We start from the raw sequence: 19,093 nt of genomic DNA on the forward strand, positions 1-19,093 counted from the left end.
AGGTAAAGAATTTTTTACCTAATGAGCCTATCGTCGAAGGCCCTCTTCGGGGAAATGGCTTATATATCTCATGGAATGAATTGGCATGGATATTACATATAGATTAGTGAATAGATAATGAACCGATCGAACGATGGAGGAGGTATGGAGTATGAAAAAGTTATTGACCGGTGATGAAGCCATCGCCAGAGGCTTGTATGAAGCCGGCGTGTCCTTTGCTTCGGCTTATCCGGGGACACCGAGTACGGAAATTTTGGAAAATGTCGCGAAATATGATGATATGTATGCCGAATGGGCACCGAATGAAAAAGTGGCCATGGAAGCGGCCATCGGCGCCTCTATGTCCGGTGTCCGCTCTTTTGCCGCCATGAAGATGGTCGGCGTCAACGTCGCAGCCGACCCGCTGCTCACCTTTACTTATTTAGGCATCAACGGCGGCTTTGCCTTCGTGTCGGCTGACGACCCGGGGATGCATTCATCCCAGAATGAACAGGATAACCGCAATTATGCCAAGTTTGCCAAAATCGCCATGTTCGAGCCGTCGGATTCGCAGGAATGTATCGACATGACCAAAGAAGCCTATAAAGTCAGCGAAACCTATGGCGTCCCGGTCATGATACGCATGACGACCCGCGTCTGCCATTCCAAGAGTCTCGTCGAAGAACAGGACCGCCAGGAAGTGCCGCCCGTCCTCTATCAGAAACAGCGGGAAAAAATGGATGCCGTACCGGCCATTTCCAAGAAACGCCGCTATGTCGTCGAAGAACGGGAAGAAAAATTGAAGGGGTATTCCGAACTCTGTCCCTTCAACGAAGTAGAGATGCATGATACGAAAATCGGCATCGTCGCTGCCGGAGCAGCCTATATGTATGCCAAAGAAGTCTTGGGCGACCAGGCATCGTACCTGAAGCTGGGCTTCACCTATCCCCTGCCGATGCAGAAAATCAGAGCCTTTGCCGATAAGGTCGACGAACTCTACGTCATTGAAGAACTGGATCCCTTCATGGAAGAACAGATACGCCAGGCCGGGATTCCCTGCCACGGCAAGGATGTCATCCCCAAGATCGATGAGCTGAACCCCAATATCGTATCGGCCGGCGTCCTCAAGAAAGAGCAGCACGGCGTGGACGTCCCCGATTTCTGTTTCGTTCCCAGACCGCCTGCTCTCTGTGCCGGCTGTCCGCATCGCGGTTTCTTCTATGAACTGGGCAAGCGGAAAGATACGGTCATGATCGGCGACATCGGCTGCTATGCCTTAGGCGGGTCGGCGCCGCTCAACGCCAAGGACCTGGCCGTCTGTATGGGCAGTGCTTTCTCCGTTGCTCACGGCTTCAGCCATGGCCTCCAGCTCAGTGATCAGAAGAAGCGGGTTGTCGCCTGCATGGGCGATTCGACGTTCTTCCATACGGGCATCAACTCCCTGACCGAAGTGGCCTACAACGGCTCCAACGCCATCTGCGTCATCCTGGACAACCGCATTACCGGCATGACCGGCCACCAGGACAACCCCGGGACAGGCTACAACATCAAAGGGGAACCGGCGACGCTCATCGATGTCGAAACGGTCGTCAAAGCCTTGGGTATCAAGAACGTCCGTACCGTCAATCCCCTGGACCTGAAGGCCATGAAAGAAACGTTGGACTGGGCCTTTGCCATTGAAGATGAACCATCGGTCATCATCACCAAGTGGCCCTGCGTCCTCAAGAAGTTCTCGAAAGAAGATAAAGCCCAGTTCAACCTCGACAAGACGCCTTGCGTCGTCGATAGAGACACGTGTATTGGCTGTAAGAAATGCCTTTCCACCGGCTGCCCGGCCCTGCGCTATGACAGTGAAAACAAGAAATCCAGTATTGCCCAGGCTGACTGCGTCGGCTGTACGGTCTGTATGCAGGTCTGCCCGGTTCAGGCCATTTCCAGAAAGGGGGATAAATAATATGTCAGATGTAACGAGTGTACTCTTCGTCGGTGTCGGCGGCCAGGGTACGATATTAGCCAGTAAGATCCTCACCATCGGCCTTATCGAACACGGGTACGATGTCAAGATGTCGGAAGTTCACGGCATGAGCCAGCGCGGCGGCAGCGTCAGCACGCAGGTCCGTTTCGGCCAAAAAGTCTATTCGCCCATCATCGGCGAAGGCTCAGCGGATATCCTCGTCTCCTTTGAAGAAATGGAAGCCGCCCGCTATGCCCGCTTCCTCAAGAAAGGCGGCAAGATGGTCGTCAATAAGACACAGATCCCGTCCCTGCCCGTCCTTTCCGGAGCCTGCCAGTATCCCCAGGGCATCATTGAAGAACTGAAGAAACACGTCCCCGTCCGGGACCTCGATGCGACGAAAATCGCCACCGACCTGGGCAATCCCAAGAGTGCCAACGTCGTCCTCCTGGGCGCCCTCATCGAAGCCCTGGGCCTCCATGATATCGATTGGAAGAGCATCATTGCCAAAACAGTGAAACCAGCCTTTGTCGACATCAACTTAAAAGCCTTTGACGCCGGTATGGCTGCGGCCAGACAGTGAGGTGACCGGTCATGGACGTATATCAGGAATATAAAGGGAAATGCTGTACGGCTGACCAGGCCGTGCAGGTCGTCAAGGATGGCGATTGGGTCGATTATGGCATGAGCTGTGCTTATCCGACGGCTCTGGACAAGGCCCTGGCCCGGCGCCAGGGGGATTTGAAGGACATCAAGGTCCGCAATGCCATTTCCTGCCACCCTGTAGCTATTTTGGAAGCCGACCCGGAAAACGAGACCTTTACGTATAATCTCTGGCATTGTTCCGCTATCGACCGGAAATATCTCGATGCCGGCCGGGCCTACCATGAGCCGATGCTGTTCCGCGACTGCGGCTCCTATTATACGCGGGGCTTTGCACCGGTTAACGTTGCCATGATTACCGTAGCTCCCATGGACAGGCACGGTAATTTTTCCTTTGGCCTGACCAATGGCTGTACCCAGGAAATGCTCGACGCGGCGGAAACGATCATCGTCGAAGTCAATCCCAACATGCCCGTCGTCTTTGGCATGGGCAGCGACCACATCCACGTTTCGAAAGTCCATGCCATCGTCGAAAGCCAGGAAGCGGTCAGCCTGGCGCCGAACCGGGAACCGAGTGCCATCGACAAGCAGATCGCCGAGAATATTTTCCCCTACCTGCACGACGGCATTACCCTGCAGCTCGGTATCGGCGGCATGCCCAATGCCCTGGGTATCCTCATTGCTGAATCGGACTTGAAGGACTTAGGCATGCATACAGAGCTCATGAGCGATGGCTATCTCAACCTGTATAAGGCCGGCAAGATTACCAACGACAAAAAGCCTTTCCAGCGGGGGAAAGGCGTCTTCTCCATTTGTATGGGCTCGAAGGAACTCTATGAATTTTTGGACCACAATCAGGATGTCCTGTCGGCGCCTATGCATTACGTCAACAATCCGGAAACCATCCGCCAGCTCGATGATTTCATTTCCATCAACAGCTGTATCGCCGCCGACCTTTACGGCCAGGTCTGCTCCGAATCGGCCGGTACGCGGCACATCAGCGGGACTGGCGGCCAGTTGGACTTCGTGACCGGTGCCTATGCCGCCGACCACGGCAAAGCCTTCCTGGCCATGCCGTCGAGCCGGGTCGATAAAAAGGGAATCCGCCATTCCAACATCCTCCCCAAGTTCACTGCCGGCGATATCATCACGACGCCGCGGACCCAGGCGCCATACATGGTCACGGAATACGGCGTAGCCAACCTGTCCGGCCTGGCCACGTGGCAGCGGGCAGAAGCCCTGATAAACATTGCCCATCCCGATATGCGTGAAGACTTGATCAAAGCCGCCGAAGCCCAGCGCATCTGGCGGCGGAGCAACAAAATTTAATGAATTTTTTTCGCTGCTGCTTATGTCAATCGACATAGGCAGCTTTTTTTGAGAATTCAGAAGAAAAATATTATACTTTGAAATATAATATTTTCAAATATAATTTAATCCTTTTGTCGGAAAAGGATATGCGGCAGGGGAATTTGCGCTAAGATGACGGCGGCGAAGACGAAGAGGCAGCCGGTCAGTTCTTTGGCCGTCATGACTTCTCCCAGGATGAGCCAGCCTGCCAGGGCGGCGAAGACCGATTCCAGGCTCATGATGAGGGTCGCCGTCGTCGGTTCCGTGTATTTCTGGCCGACGATCTGCAAGGTATAGGCGACGCCGCTGGACAGGCCGCCGGCGTAGAGCAGGGGCCATTTGGCAGCCCACAGGGCAGACCAGTCGGGATGCTCGAAGAGGACCGTCAGCGTACCGGAGAAGAGGAAGGCCGTGGCGAACTGGACCCAGGATAATTTGATGCTGTTGGCCTTTTTCAAGAGGAAATGGTCGATGACCAGGATGTGCAGGGCGAAGAAGACGGCACAGCAGAGGACCAGGAAGTCGCCGAAAGAGACCTGGAAATCGCCGTTGATGCATAAGAGATAAAATCCGGCAATAGCCAAGGCGACGCAAGCCACGATGATTCGCGGGACTTTGCGGCCCATGAAATGGCCCATGAGGGGAACGAGGATGATATACAAAGCCGTGATGAAACCGGCTTTCCCAGCCGTCGTCATGGAGATGCCGACCTGCTGCAGCGTATCGGCGGCGCCCAGGACCAGGCCGCACCAGGCACCGCCGATGAGGGTGATGCGGTCCGGTTTCAGCTGTTGCAAAATCGGCGGATAGGTCCCGTCTGTCCCTTTATCGGTAAACAGCAGGATGACGGGAATCAGGACGATGATGGCGATGACATCGCGGGCGGCGCTGAAGGTAAAAGGGCCGATGTAGTCCATGCCAACGCTCTGGGCGACGAAGGCGGCCCCCCAGATGAGGGCCGTAATGAGCAGCAGTATCGTGCCTTTAAGTTGTGAATGATACATGGTATGAATCCTTTCTCGAAACGAAAAATAACCAGAATATTTTCATTTTATACTGACTTAAAGAAAATGTAAACAAAAATAGATTGCCCTGGGAAAGAGCCTGCGGGAATTCAAAGAAGCCGTCAACACGGCGGATGTCAAGGCCGACGAAAAGAATAACGATGAAAAAATAAATGCAGGCCGCAGGTGGCAGGTGGCCGGTCGTAAATACACGGCCTGTGGCCTTGTGCGTAGGGGCTGTCCCCCTAAAAGGCGGCCCGTTAGGGAGATTTCATCACGGACTATTCTGGTATAATAGCATATTTTGTAATATTTTTCACAAAATATGATTGCAGTCGCCGCGGGAAAGTTTTATACTATATATAAGGTTATCTCATACTACTATTGCAAAGTCATGAAGGAGGAGACTTTAGAATGTACAAACTTTCACAAATTCCTGAAGAGTATAAGAAGAAATTGATTACGGCCGAACAGGCTGCGGCTCTCGTCAAAGATGGCGACCGCGTTTCCTATGGCCTCGGCTGCGCTGCTCCGTATGATATCGATATCGAAATCGGCAAACGGGCCAAAGACCTGCACGGCGTCGAAATCGTCGCTACGACCGTCGTCAAAGATGAACCCTATGCGGCTTATCTCAACAGTGACTCGAACGAACAGATCCGCTTCGCAACGGCTCATATGAACGGGTTTGAACGCAAGATGTCCAAAGCCGGCCGCTGCTGGTTCATTCCTATTCTCTTCAACGAATTGCCGAAGTATTGGGAAGACATCGATAAACTCATCATCCAGGTTCATCCTATGGACCAGTGGGGCAACTTTAACCTCGGGCCTCAGGCATCGGACCTTCGCGGCTTGATCCGTGCTGCTAAGACGATCATCCTCGAAGTCAACCAGAATATGCCGAAAGCTCTGGGCTATGAAACGGAACTGAACCTCTGCGACGTCGACTATGTCGTCGAAGGCTCGAACCATCCCATGCCGCAGATCCCCAACCGCGCAGGTACGGAAGTCGACGACAAGATTGCCGATTACATCATCCCCATGATTGAAGACGGCAGTACGCTCCAGCTCGGCATCGGCGGTATCCCGTCGGCTGTCGGCCGCAAACTGGCTGAATCGGATGTCAAAGATTTGAGCGGTCATACGGAAATGCTCGTCGATTCCTATGTCGACCTTTATGAAGCCGGCAAGATTACGGGCAACAAGAATCGCGATAAAGGCAAGATCATCTATGCTTTTGCCGGCGGCACACAGCGCCTCTATGATTTCATCAACGACAACCAGATCGTCTTCAACGCTCCGGTAAGCTACGTCAACAACGTCGGCGTCGTCGCCAGCATCGATAAATTCATCTCCATCAACGGCTGCATCGACCTCGACCTCTACGGCCAGGTCAACGCTGAAACGGCTGGCTATCAGCAGATCAGCGGTACCGGCGGCCAGCTCGACTTCGCCCAGGGCGCTTTCGCATCCAACGGCGGCAAGAGCTTCATCTGCGTCCATTCGACGCGTAAATTCAAGGACGGCCATGTTGAATCCCTGATCAAACCGACCCTCCCGGCTGGCACGGTCATCACGACACCGCGTTCGGCTGTCCACTACATCGTCACTGAATACGGTACAGCCCTGCTGAAAGGCAAATCGACGTGGGAACGCGCCGAAGCCCTGATCAACATCGCTCATCCGGACTTCCGTGAAGAACTCATCAAAGACGCAGAAAAGATGGGTATCTGGACCAAGACCAGCAAGATTTCCATGTAAATAATAGTTTGTAGTCCGTAGGGGCTTGCACGTGGCAAGCCCGTCCAGGATAGTTACCGAATCCCCGGCGGGTCGCCCACGTGGCGACCCCTACAACTTAAAAAGGCTTGTCGCACGGCGACAAGCCTTTTTTCTATGTCCCAGCCAAGCTGGTGATTTTTTCCAGCATGTGCTGGTAGACTTTGATTTTTCCTTCCAGCTCCAGGCTGCTGCACGGATGGCAGTAGTTAGCCTTCGTCATGCTGTCGAAGAAATCAAGGACCATGGCGTCCAGGTCCTTATCGACGATGATGTAGAACGGGTCGGCCTGGCTGTTCATGGCCAGGGTGTTCTTTTTGAAGAAGCTCATGCGGTAGTTGGAATAGAAGGACAGGTTCGCTTCTTTATAGGCCAGGAAGGCCGGCGACAGGTGCATGGTCGACAATGTGATGCCCTGGCTTTTATTCAGGGTCCTGGCGATGGTCTTCAGGTGGTCTATCCGTTCGGCTGGCGTCAGCGTGTATTGCACGTCGGTCAGGTCGATGTGGCCCGTTTCCAGATAGCGCATGAAAGACGGTGTCGGCACGATGACCGATACGCGGGCCTTGGCGATGATTTCTTCCCAGGTAATGCGCAGGCGTTCGATATTGCCGGCCCATTGCCAAAGAAATGGCCGAAGCCCTGAACGTCGAATTTTATGACCGCGACCTCATCGAAGCTGCAGCGAAGAAGATGAATATGTCCTTGTCTATTGCCAGCGACCTGGAGGAATCGGCCAGGCCGAACCGCTTCTGGCGCATGTGCTTCCCACTGGGGCACGACGAATCGCGGAAACAGGACGAACTCTTCCAGGTGGAAAAGAAAATCATCCTGGACCTGGCCGATGCCAAGTCGTGCATCATCGTCGGCCGCTGTTCCGATTCCATCTTGAAATGTTCCAAGCACTTGCTGCGCATCTTTATCTATGCGCCCTATAAAGAACGCCTCAAGAACTGCGTCGAACGGCTCAAGATGGACGAACGGACGGCCAAGGAAATGATACGCAACGTCGACCGGGCCCGCGATGCCTACCAGGTGCGCTACGCCGGCTATCTGCCAGGCGACTTCCACCATACGGATCTGCTCATCAACAGCAGCTTCCTCGGCGTCGAAGCGACGGCCCAGTATCTGACCGAACTGGTACTCAAAAAATACGGTTCCCATCATATCGAAGAAGTATGAAAAGGCTCCCGCCAGGGACATGCTGCCTTGTTATTGACAAATGAGATTACTTATTGCATGATAGTGATAATACTAAGAGGTATCAGACAAAGGAGATGTCTTATGGGCGGGAGCAAAATCTGTTATATCTATTTCGTGCTGAGTCAGGCCATCTGGGGCGTCCTGCCGGCCTTCTGGCTGCTGTTGCGGCAGTTGCCGCCGCTGTATACGCTGGCTTCGCGGATTGTCTGGGCATCGGTCTTCTGCTTTTTACTGATATTGCAGAAAAAGCTCTTGCCCGATTTGAAATCTATCCGGCAAGAGCGCGGGCAATGGCCTTACGTGGCCGGTGCCTGTATCTTCATTACCCTGAACTGGGGATCCTATATTTACGCCACGACACAGGGCTTCATCCTCCAGGCCAGCCTGGCCTATTTCATCAATCCCATCATCCTCGTCTTCTTTGGTGGCCTGATCTTTCATGAACGGCTGCAGCCGGTCCAGAAACTGTCCGTCGTCGTCGCCGCTACCGGCCTGGTCCTGGCCTTCTGCCTGTACGGCGTCGTCCCCTGGCTGTCGTTCTTCATCTGCCTGAGTTGGGCGATATACAGCATGTTGAAAAAGAAAGTCCGCCTGGACAGCCAGGTTTCGGTCTTCATCGAATCCTTTTCCATGGTGCCCCTGTCCCTGCTGTTCATCGCTTTCAGCGAATATCACGGCATGGGGGCTGTCGGGACTTTCCAGGGCTGGCAGTGGCTGCTCCTGCCGGCGACGGGCATCGTCACGGCCATCCCGATGATGCTCTTTTCGGCCGGCGTCAAAGGCGTCCCCATTACGACAGGCGGTATGCTCATGTACCTCTCGCCGAGCATCACCCTGGTTATCGGCCTCTTGAGTGGCGAAACCATTACGCCGCCTCTGCGCCTGACCTTCTGCTTCGCCTGGGTAGCCGTAGCCCTGTATATGTACGGCCTTTACCAGACTATTAAAGGGCTCCGGGAAAGCGGATACCATTAGGTACGGTCCTTGTTCCTGAATGACGCTGTAGGGGCTCGCACGTGGCGAGCCCGCTCCAGGATATGTACGATTTCCCGGTTAGTTTGCTAAGAGAACGATTCAAATACCCGGCGGGTTGCCCACGTGGCGACCCCTACAGAAAAAAGGGTGTCGTACGAGGTTTGTGCCACCATCCCCTAACCCCTAACAACTTGAAAGGAGCTGTCGCGATGCGACAGCTCCTTTTGTATCACTTACTTTCAAAAAATGCTTTGTATGCCAGGTAACCGCTGTAGGCATCGGCTTTGGCGACGATTTCTAAGGGAGCGTGCATGCTGTGCATGGCTACGCCGCAGTCGACGACGTCACAGCCCCAGTCGGCCATGATGTAGGCGATGGTACCGCCGCCGCCCTGGTCGACCTTGCCCAGTTCCCCGACCTGCCAGGGAACTTCTTTTTCGTTGAAGATGCGGCGGATCTTGGCCATGAATTCGGCGTTGGCATCGTTGCTGCCGGCCTTGCCGCGGGCACCGGTGTATTTGCACAGGCAGATACCGTAGCCGAGCTTGGCCGAATTCTGTTCTTCATAGGCGTCGGCAAAGACCGGGTCAAAGGCGGCGCAGACGTCGGCCGACAGGACTTCGCTGTTGCGCAGGGTCCGGCGCAGCCAGATTTCTTGGTCATGGCCCTGGAGGGACAGGAGTTCGGCGATGAAGTCCGGGAAGTACGACGACTGGACGCCCGTGTTGCCGACGGAACCGATTTCTTCTTTATCGGCAAAGAGGGCGACCTGTGTCTTTTCACCCGGTGCGGCATCGAGGATGGCGGCCAAGTTGGCATAAGAGCAGACGCGGTCATCATGGCCGTGGGACATGATCATCGACCGGTCCAGGCCGACGTCGCGGCTCTTGACGGCCGGGATGATTTCCAGTTCAGCACTGGTGAAATCTTCTTCTTCAATACCGTATTTTTCCTTTAACAAGGTCAGGATAGCCGGTTTTGTCTTTTCTCCTTCGCCGTTCGTGCCAGCCAGGGGCATGAGCATTTCGCCGCTGATGGCTTCAGAGAGCTTCTTGGCGGCCTGGTCCTTGCCCAGGTGGGGCAGAAGGTCATTGATGAACAGGACCGGATCGCCCGGGTCTTCGCCGATAGAGACGTCGACGCGGCTGCCGTCGGCTTTATAGACGACGCCGACCAGGGACAGGGGCAGGCAGACCCATTGATATTTCAACAAGCCGCCATAGTAATGGGTCTTGAAATAGACGATTTTATTCTTTTCGACGACAGGCATGGCCTTGACATCCAGGCGCGGGCAGTCGATATGGGAGCCGACGATTTTCAGTCCTTTTTCGATGGGGGACGAGCCGATGACGGCTAAGATGACCGATTTCCCTTTCTGGTCCCAATAGACCTTGTCGCCGGCTTTCAGGCTGGTGAAGTCAGCCAGGGGATGGAACCCGGCGTTTTCAGCCTGGCGGATGATTTCCTTATTGGCCAGCCGTTCTGTCCGGGCTGTGTCCAGGAACTGACGGTAATGGACGCTGTACGCTTCCATCTGGCCGCGCTGTTCCGGTGAGAAGCGGGCCCAGACGCTGTTTTCTGTATCAAATGCTTTCATGACATAAGCCTCCTCTGTAAATGATGATGTGTGACACTGCATCCTTATTATAACGCACTTATGGGAGCTGTACTAGTTCTTGAAAAAGACAGGGGAAACCGTTGTATTTCTTTATATTGTGTGGTATTATTAATCATACTTTGTAAATAATAATTCACACATGGGAGGGTTTGCCATGATCGATAAAATGACTATCAAAGACTTAGTGAAGCAGGCTGTGCCTGATATTTGTGCCATGCGCCGTCATATCCATGAAAATCCGGAATTATCCGGCGAAGAAGTGGAAACGGCGGCTTTTATGGCAGCCAAGCTGCGTTCGTTTGGTATAGACGTACAAGAGCACGTCGCCGGTACGACGGCGGTCCTGGGGACGCTCAAAGGCGGCAAGCCGGGACCGGTCATCGCCTTGCGGGCCGATATGGACGCCCTGCCCATGACGGAAGAAACGGGCCTGCCCTTTGCGTCCAATTTTGCAGGCAAGATGCACGCCTGCGGTCATGACGGCCACATGAGCATCCTCCTCGGTGCTGCTGAGGTCCTGAGTCAGGTGAAAGACGATATCCCCGGCACGGTCGTCTTCATCTGCCAGCCGTCTGAAGAAAAATCGCCTGTCGGCGGAGCCAAAGGCCTGGTTGCTTCCGGCGTCCTCGACGGTGTCGATGCCGTTTACGGCCTTCACGTCTGGCCGACACTGCCCAGCGGCAAAATCGGCGTCCTGCCCGGGCCGATGATGGCCGCTTCGGACCATATCCGCATCGTCCTCAACGGCAAGGCCAGCCATGCCGCCATGCCGCATAAAGGCGTCGACACTATCGTCGCAGCCGCTCAGTTCCTGACGGCGGCCCAGACCATCATCAGCCGCCGCGTCAATCCCCTCTATCCGGCTGTCCTGACTTTTGGCAAAATCACTGGCGGCACGCGCTACAATGTCGTCGCCGATACGGTCGAAATCGAAGGGACCTGCCGGACGTACCATGCGGAGGCTCAGGATGCCGTCGAAGCCCATCTCCAGGATACGCTCAAAGGTATCGATGCCATGTACGGAACGGTCAGCCATCTCGACTATGAACGGGGCTATGCGGCTGTCCGCAATACGCCGCAGCAGGCGGCTTTCGTCGCCGGCGTAGCCAAAGACTGCTTTGGCCCGGACATTCTGGCAGCTGTCGACGAACCGGCCATGACAGCCGAAGACTTTTCCGGTTATCTCCAGAAATTCGATGGCGGTTTCTTCTGGCTCGGTGCGACCAAGCCCGGCGACACGGTTTATCCCCTGCACAATACCCATTTTGCCGTCGATGAAGCCTGCCTGCCAGTCGGTGTCGAACTGATGGTTTCCCTGGTCCTGGCCAAAATGAAAGAAAAAGCATAATTATTTTTGAAAAAATGCAACTTAAAAAAGGAATCTGCCCCCTTCATCTCGAATATATAATATTAACTGAGATTCCATAGGAGGCGATTGTTTTATGAAAGAATACACAAGTGATAAAATTCGCAACGTTGCTGTACTTTCGCATGATGGCGCCGGCAAAACGGCTGTTGTTGAATCATTACTGCTTGCCTGCGGTGCTGTCGATGCTGTTGGCGTCGGTAAAGACAACAAGCATATTATGGACTATGAACCGGAAGAAATTAAGAGAAACGTCACGATCCAGCTCGGCATTGCGCCCTGCGAATGGGAAGGCTACAAGCTGAACTTCCTCGATACGCCGGGGTATTCCGAATTCTGCGGCGAAGTCCGCGCTGCCCTGCGTGCCAGTGACGGCATCCTGCTCGTCGTTTCGGCCGAATCGGGCGTCGAAATGGATACGGAACGGGCCTGGGACTACGGTGTCGAATTGAAATTGCCGCGCATGGTCTATGTCAACAAGATGGATGCGGAACACGCCGATTTCTTCGGCTGCCTGGAAAAATTGCGCGCCGTCTTCGGCAAATCCATCATGCCCCTCCAGATCCCTATCGGTGAAGGCAAGGATTTCCGGGGCATCATCGACGTCTGCAAGATGGTAGCCTGGGAATGGAATAACGGCGAATGCACGGAAATCAAGGTGCCGCCAGAATACATGGCCAAAGCCCGCGAAGTCCGCGAAATGTGCATGGAAGCCGCTGCCGAAGGCGACGACGAATTGCTGGAAAAATACCTCAACGGCGATGAACTGACCATCGAAGAACTGCGCAAAGGCCTGCGCCAGGGCATGCTGACGGGCCGCGTCTGCCCGCTCATGTGCGGCAGTGCCATCAACCATATCGGTACGGCAGAACTCCTGCGCCGTATCATCACCTACATGCCGGATGCTTCGCAGAAAGTCATGATGGGCACGGATAAGAAGACAGGCGAACCGGTCCTGGTCTATCCCAACAAGCCTTTCACGGCCTTCGTCTTCAAGACCCTCATCGACCCCTTTGCCGGCAAACTGAGTTATGTCCGCATTTTCTCGGGCGAACTCAAGGAAGGGGACAAGTTATACAATATGTCCCAGGACAAAGAAGAAAAGATGGGCAAAGTCCTGACCCTGGTCGGCAAGGAACAGATCCCCGTCCCGGCGGCTATTGCCGGCGACATCGTCGTCCTGCCGAAATTGCCGAATGCCCGGACTGGCGATACCTTTGCCGCTCCTGATTTCCCCGTCGTCTATGACCCTATCCGCTTCCCGAACCCGCTGCATACGGTAGCCCTGGTCCCGGAAAAGAAGGGCGAAGAAGAAAAATTGATGAACGCCCTCCTGCGGGTCAGCGAAGAAGACCCGACGTGCCAGGTCGAAAAGAGCACCGAAGGCAAGCAGCTCATCGTCCGCTGCATGGGCGACGTCCACCTCGACCATATCCTGACCAAGATCGAACGGAAATATGGCGTCAAAGCCAAACAGGAAGACGTCTACATCCCGTATCGTGAAACAATCAAGAGCAAGGCGACAGCCGAAGGCAAACACAAGAAACAGAGCGGCGGCCACGGTCAGTTCGGCCACGTCTTCCTGGACATCGAGCCGCTGACGACAGGCGAACCCTTTGAATTCGTCGATAAGATCTTTGGCGGCGCCGTACCGAAACAGTACATCCCGGCCGTTGAAAAAGGAGTCCGTGAAACTTTGGAAAAAGGCCTCATCGCCGGCTTCCCCATGATCAACGTCAAAGTTACCCTGACCGATGGTTCCTATCATCCTGTCGATTCGTCGGAAATGGCCTTCAAAGTCGCTGCCGCTCAAGCCCTCAAGAAAGCCGTACCCGAAGCCAAGCCGATTCTCCTGGAACCGATTTACAACGTCGACGTCGTCATCCCTGAAGATTACATGGGCGATGTCATGGGCGACTTCAGCAGCCGCCGCGGCCGCATCCTCGGCATGGAACACCATCGCAACCGCAAAGGTATCATCGTCGTCAAAGCCCAGGTCCCGCTGGCAGAAATGAAAGACTACGTCACTGTCCTGCGCTCCATGACCCAGGGCAAAGGCACGTTCAACATGGAATTCTTCGATTATGAAGAAGTACCGAAAAAAATCATGGACGAAATCATCGAAAAAAGACAAAGTGAATAAGACTAGTGGCTAGTTGTTCGTAGTTTGTAGAAATGGGCTTTAAATTTTTAACCATCCGCTAACCACTAACAACTTAAAAGGGCTTGTCGCATGTGCGACAAGCCCTTTTTTTTACAAATCACGAATCATGAGCGATGAACCACTAGGCGTCACGGATGTAGGGGCTTGCACGTGGCAAGCCCGTTCCAGACTATGAGTGATTTCCCAGCTCGGAGCGAATGCCACCCAAGGTCCGGCGGGTCGCCCACGTGGCGACCCCTACGGACATATGCCAAAACGGCATATACCTGTTTACCTAAACGCCTTGCCAGGGCGTCTCCAGCGTCGTATAATAAGGATATAAGCAAACGTAAAACGTCGTACTAAAGAAAATACATACAGATGAAAGGGTGGTTTTTATGTCCCAATGGACAGATATGTACAGACAGAAATTAATGACGCCGGAAGAAGCGGTAAAAGTGGTCCAATCCGGAGATTGGGTCGATTACGGCATGGGCACGACCCAGCCGATCCTCCTCGACCAGGCCCTGGCAGCGCGCCGTGATGAACTGCAAGATGTCAAAGTCCGCATGTGCCTGACCGTGGCTCCGCGGCAGATCGTCGAACAGGACCCGGAACGCAAGGCCTTTACGGCCATGAACTGGCATATGAGCGGCTATGACCGGAAGAAGTGCGCCCTTGGCCAGATGAATTTCATCCCCATGTGTTACCGCAACAAGCCGTCTATGTACCGCGACCTCCTCGACGTCGACGTAGCCCTGATTACTGTCGGCCCCATGGATAAACACGGCTTCTTTAATTTCGGCCCGGCCGTTTCGGCAACGGAAGCCATTGCCAAGAAAGCGAAGAAAGTCATCGTCGAAGTCAATGAAGCCATGCCCCGCGTCCTCGGCGGCCGCGGCGAATGTATCCATATCAGCGATATCGATGGCATCGTCGAATATGGCAATCATCCCTTGGCGACCATTCCCTTTACGACAGGCGACGATATCGATGCCAAAATCGCCAAGACTATCGTCCAGCAGATTCCCGACGGAGCGACGCTGCAGCTCGGCATCGGCAGTTTGCCCAACACGATCGGTGCCTTATTGGCCGAATCGGACCTGAAAGACCTGGGCGTCCACACGGAAATGCTCGTCGACGCCTTCCGACTCATGTATGAACACGGCCAGCTCACGAACCGCCGCAAGACTTTCTGCCGCGATAAGATAAGCTGGGCCTTCGCCCTGGGGACGCAGGACCTCTATGACTGGATGGACGATAACCCCTTCCTGGCAGCTTATCCGGTAGACGTCATCAATGATCCTTTCATCATTTCTCAGATGGATAATTTCATTTCCATCAATAACTGCATCGACATCGACCTCTTCGGCCAGGTATCGTCCGAATCGGCCGGTACCCATCAGATAAGCGGCAGCGGCGGCCAGCTGGACTTCACCGACGGCGCTTACCGCTCCCGTGGCGGCAAGAGCATCATCGCTTTGCGGTCGACGTTCCACAACAAGAAGACCGGCCGCGATGAATCGCGCATCATCCCGACGCTGGCACCGGGCACGACGGTCACAGACCCGCGGTCCCAGGTCAACTGGGTTGCCACGGAATATGGCATAGTCAACCTCATGGGCGCTTCGACGTGGGAACGGGCCGAACGCCTCATCAGCATCGCTCATCCCGATTTCCGCGAAGACCTGATCAAAGAAGCTGAAAAAATGAAGATCTGGAGATACAGCAATAAGCGGTAAGGGATAGCAGGTTGCTACTCTGCGGGCCACTAACAACTCACAGCTTCCAGCTGCTAGCTGCTAACCCCTAACCCCTAGCCCCAAAAAAACTTGTTTCCCTCAGCCTAAAAAGGCAGGCAGAAACAAGTTTTTTTGCGCCTCTAGAGAAAAATGGAAATATTTGTTATAATATAATCGTATGCGCCCATTTGTTCATTTGACGGGCTGCCATATAGACGACAACGATTCGGACTGCGGGTCTTTTGCTGGCCGGCAGTTATTTTCAGTTTGTATATGAGGTGAAATTTGTGGACGAACAACAAGTAGATAAAATTGTGCCGGTTTGTCTGGAAAGCGAAATGCAGACGTCGTACATCGACTATGCCATGAGTGTCATCATCACTCGTGCCCTGCCGGATGTACGCGATGGGCTAAAGCCGGTCCATCGGCGTATTCTCTATGCCATGCATGAAGCGGGCATGACGCCGAACAAGCCCTATAAGAAATCGGCCCGTATTGTCGGCGAAGTTTTAGGTAAATATCACCCCCATGGTGACAGCTCCGTCTATGATGCGACCGTCCGCCTGGCCCAGGGTTTCTCGACGCGCTATCCTTTAGTCGATGGTCACGGCAACTTCGGTTCCGTCGATGGTGACTCGGCTGCGGCTATGCGTTATACCGAAGTTCGCATGGCGAAGATTACCGGCGAAATGTTGGAAGATATCGACAAGGAAACGGTCGATTTCATGCCCAACTACGACGGCTCCTTGCAGGAACCGACGGTCTTGCCGTCGAAGATCCCGAACCTCCTGGTCAATGGCTCGGCTGGGATCGCCGTCGGCATGGCGACGAATATTCCGCCTCATAATTTAGGCGAAGTCATCGACGGCTGTGTCTTGCTCATCGATAACCCTGAAGCCAGCCTGGAAGAAATCATGACCAAAATCAAAGGCCCTGATTTCCCGACGGGGGCTAAAATCATGGGCCGCGATGGCATCATCAAAGCCTATTCGACGGGCCGGGGCAGTATCAAGATGCGGTCCTGTGCGACTATCGAACCGATGAATAAAGGGAAGCACCGCATCGTCGTGACGGAAATCCCCTATCAGGTCAATAAAGCGCGGGTCATCGAGTCCATTGCCGACTTGTCCCGCAATAAGGAAATCGACGGCATCACGGCCCTGCGCGATGAATCGGACCGCAAGGGTATGCGCATCGTCGTCGAACTGCGGGCCGATGTCAATCCCGATATCGTCCTGAATAAATTGTATAAACACACGCAACTCCAGGAAACGTTCGGCGTCATCATGCTGGCCCTCGTCGACGGCCATCCGCGCGTCCTGACGCTCAAACAGATCCTGAACTACTATCTCGACCATCAGAAAGATGTCATTACCCGCCGCAGCAAGTTTGAACTCGACAAGGCCCTGGCACGGGCTCACATCTTAGAAGGCCTGCTCATCGCCCTGGACCACATCGATGAAGTCATCAAGACGATCCGCGAATCGGCGACAGACGACATTGCCAAACAGTCCTTGATGAGCAAGTTCGGCCTCAGCGAAAAACAGGCCATCGCCATCCTCGACATGCGCCTGCGCCGTCTGACGGGTCTGGAACGCGAAAAAATCGAAGAAGAATATGCTGAATTGGAAAAACGCATCGCTTACCTGCGCAGCGTCCTGGCTGACGAACATAAAGTCATGGAAATCGTAAAGACGGAACTCCTCGATGCCAAGAAGAAATTTGGCGACGAACGGCGCACACAGATTGTAGCCGACTCGTCGGATTTCTCCATCGAAGACATGATCCCCAACGAACGCATGGTCCTCACCTTGACCCGCCGAGGCTACATGAAGCGTATCAACGCCAATGTATACCATACGCAGAATAAAGGCGGCCGCGGTATCAAGGGAATGGGGACGAAGGACGAAGACGCCGTAAACCACCTGCTCTATACATCGGCATGGAATACGGTCCTGTTCTTCACCAACTTCGGCCGCGTCTATCGCCTGAAGGCTTACGAAATCCCGGAAGCCAACAGCCGTAACTCCAAGGGCATTGCCGCCATCAATATCCTGCCCTTGTCCAATGGCGAAAAAGTCAACGCCCTCATCGACCTCGACCAGGTCGACCCGTCGATGAACCTGTTCATGGTCACTGAAAAAGGGCTGGTAAAGAAGACCCTTCTCCATGAATTCAAGAACGTCCGCCGCAACGGCCTCATCGCTATTTCCCTTATGGAAGGCGACCACCTGGCCAAAGTGCGCCTGACCAACGGCGACCAGACGATCATCTTGGCGACAAAATTGGGCATGGCCATCTGCTTCAATGAAAACGATGTCCGTCCTATGGGCCGGAATACCCGCGGTGTCCGCGGCATCACACTGGCCGAAGGCGATATGGTCATCGGGGCTGACGTCCTCGAACCGGACTGCCAGGTCCTGACTGTTAGCGAAGAAGGCTTTGGCAAGCGCAACAACATCGACGCCTACAAAGTCCAGCTCCGCGGCGGCAAAGGCATCAAGAACTTCAAGATTACGCCGAAGACCGGCGACATCGTCGGCGTCGAAGTCGTCCATGAAGGGCAGGAACTGATGCTCATCACGTCGAATGGCATCGTCATCCGCACGGATATCGAAAGCATTGGCATCAAGAAAGGCCGCAACACATCGGGCGTCAAGATCCAGAAACTGGAAGGCGACGATAAAGTAGCCGCCCTCGATACCATTGCCATCGAAGGTAACGACGAAGAAGAAAAAGAACAGACGAAATTGTTTAAATAAAAAAAGAGGCCTGCGGGCCTCTTTTTTTTTGCGCCGACCGCAGTTCGCAGGCCGCAGGCCGCCTCGGACTCAGATGAGGCGTTCCGCCGCGACAGACTCAGACTGACAACATCGCTTCGAGCAACCCTCGGCTCGTAGAGGAGAACCTCTCCACCGCAAGCGGTCCCCCTCCCCTTCGCAGGGGCGGCTTACGCCCCAACCGGGGCCATCGTAGGGGACGTCCTTTAACCTCTCAGACCGCCTTTGGCGGCCAGCTCCCCTATGAAGGGAGCCTTTGACGGCCCGCTGTGAACAATGGGAGATATACTTGACCGGCATATGTGGCATGGGTTTGCGACCGGCGGCCGGCGTCAAGGATTTGAAAAAAATCCTTGACATATCCTTTACACAGTAGTATACTAAATGAGCTGTCGGGGCAAGGCCCTGACACAGCAGGAGTTTTATCCTGCCGTGGTCTGCGCCATGCAGACCGGGGTGATTGAACTTTGAAAAAAGTTCAAAAACATCCTTGACAAGCTCTTCTGAGTTTGTTAAAATAAACAAGTCGTCGCCACCCGGTGATGACAACGATGACCTTTGAAAACTGAACAATGAACTGAATGAACGCCAACGTGC

13 protein-coding genes are annotated in these 19,093 nt (G+C 54.2%); 10 read left to right on the plus strand and 3 right to left on the minus strand.

Features of this window, described 5'->3' with window-relative positions; translation table 11 throughout:
* Positions 1-151: 151 nt before the first annotated feature.
* The 3 genes from iorA to ACFCTO_RS10675 are packed head-to-tail and all read left to right on the plus strand — an operon-like array spanning position 152 to position 3,865.
* Positions 152-1,933, plus strand: coding sequence for an indolepyruvate ferredoxin oxidoreductase subunit alpha (gene iorA / locus ACFCTO_RS10665; RefSeq protein ID WP_499876858.1), 1,782 nt, complete (start codon positions 152-154; stop codon positions 1,931-1,933).
* 1 nt (position 1,934) lies between these two features.
* A complete protein-coding gene (locus tag ACFCTO_RS10670) occupies positions 1,935-2,516 on the plus strand; it encodes an indolepyruvate oxidoreductase subunit beta (RefSeq protein ID WP_499876859.1) in 582 nt (193 codons plus the stop codon).
* 11 nt (positions 2,517-2,527) lie between these two features.
* The gene (locus ACFCTO_RS10675; protein WP_292261683.1) at positions 2,528-3,865 is read left to right on the plus strand and encodes an acetyl-CoA hydrolase/transferase family protein; all 1,338 of its coding nucleotides are present in this window, start codon (positions 2,528-2,530) and stop codon (positions 3,863-3,865) included.
* Positions 3,866-3,969: 104 nt separating this feature from the next.
* Here ACFCTO_RS10675 and ACFCTO_RS10680 read toward each other — a convergent pair whose 3' ends face one another.
* Positions 3,970-4,890, minus strand: coding sequence for a DMT family transporter (locus ACFCTO_RS10680; RefSeq protein ID WP_499876860.1), 921 nt, complete (start codon positions 4,888-4,890; stop codon positions 3,970-3,972).
* Between the two features lie 414 nt (positions 4,891-5,304).
* Here ACFCTO_RS10680 and ACFCTO_RS10685 point away from each other — a divergent pair, with 414 nt between their 5' ends.
* Complete coding sequence (locus ACFCTO_RS10685) at positions 5,305-6,651, plus strand: acetyl-CoA hydrolase/transferase family protein (protein ID WP_499876861.1); 1,347 nt, start codon at positions 5,305-5,307, stop codon at positions 6,649-6,651.
* A 133-nt stretch (positions 6,652-6,784) separates the two neighbouring features.
* Here the strand turns inward: ACFCTO_RS10685 and ACFCTO_RS10690 are convergent, their stop codons facing one another.
* The gene (locus tag ACFCTO_RS10690) at positions 6,785-7,198 is read right to left on the minus strand and encodes a hypothetical protein (protein WP_302485686.1); all 414 of its coding nucleotides are present in this window, start codon (positions 7,196-7,198) and stop codon (positions 6,785-6,787) included.
* 101 nt (positions 7,199-7,299) lie between these two features.
* Here ACFCTO_RS10690 and ACFCTO_RS10695 point away from each other — a divergent pair, with 101 nt between their 5' ends.
* The gene (locus ACFCTO_RS10695) at positions 7,300-7,851 is read left to right on the plus strand and encodes a cytidylate kinase-like family protein (protein ID WP_481325379.1); all 552 of its coding nucleotides are present in this window, start codon (positions 7,300-7,302) and stop codon (positions 7,849-7,851) included.
* 102 nt (positions 7,852-7,953) lie between these two features.
* Complete coding sequence (gene rarD, locus ACFCTO_RS10700) at positions 7,954-8,847, plus strand: EamA family transporter RarD (RefSeq protein ID WP_499876862.1); 894 nt, start codon at positions 7,954-7,956, stop codon at positions 8,845-8,847.
* 229 nt (positions 8,848-9,076) lie between these two features.
* Here rarD and ACFCTO_RS10705 read toward each other — a convergent pair whose 3' ends face one another.
* Positions 9,077-10,444: an aminopeptidase gene (locus tag ACFCTO_RS10705; protein WP_294025433.1), complete on the minus strand. Its 1,368-nt coding sequence runs from the start codon at positions 10,442-10,444 to the stop codon at positions 9,077-9,079.
* Between the two features lie 175 nt (positions 10,445-10,619).
* On the opposite strand from ACFCTO_RS10705, the gene ACFCTO_RS10710 reads away from it, so the two are divergent.
* From ACFCTO_RS10710 to gyrA, 4 genes are all read left to right on the plus strand, one after another.
* Positions 10,620-11,813, plus strand: a complete 1,194-nt coding sequence (locus tag ACFCTO_RS10710) for a M20 metallopeptidase family protein (protein WP_292260860.1) — start codon at positions 10,620-10,622, stop codon at positions 11,811-11,813.
* Positions 11,814-11,907: 94 nt separating this feature from the next.
* Positions 11,908-13,974, plus strand: coding sequence for an elongation factor G (gene fusA / locus ACFCTO_RS10715; protein ID WP_292260862.1), 2,067 nt, complete (start codon positions 11,908-11,910; stop codon positions 13,972-13,974).
* 398 nt (positions 13,975-14,372) lie between these two features.
* Positions 14,373-15,716: an acetyl-CoA hydrolase/transferase family protein gene (locus tag ACFCTO_RS10720; protein WP_499876863.1), complete on the plus strand. Its 1,344-nt coding sequence runs from the start codon at positions 14,373-14,375 to the stop codon at positions 15,714-15,716.
* 287 nt (positions 15,717-16,003) lie between these two features.
* Positions 16,004-18,478 carry a DNA gyrase subunit A gene (gyrA, locus tag ACFCTO_RS10725; protein ID WP_499876864.1) on the plus strand — a complete coding sequence of 825 codons (2,475 nt, stop codon included), beginning with the start codon at positions 16,004-16,006 and terminating at the stop codon, positions 18,476-18,478.
* The last annotated feature ends 615 nt before the right edge of the window (positions 18,479-19,093 follow it).

The organism is Megasphaera indica (assembly GCF_046614755.1).
Taxonomy (GTDB): domain Bacteria; phylum Bacillota; class Negativicutes; order Veillonellales; family Megasphaeraceae; genus Megasphaera; species Megasphaera intestinihominis.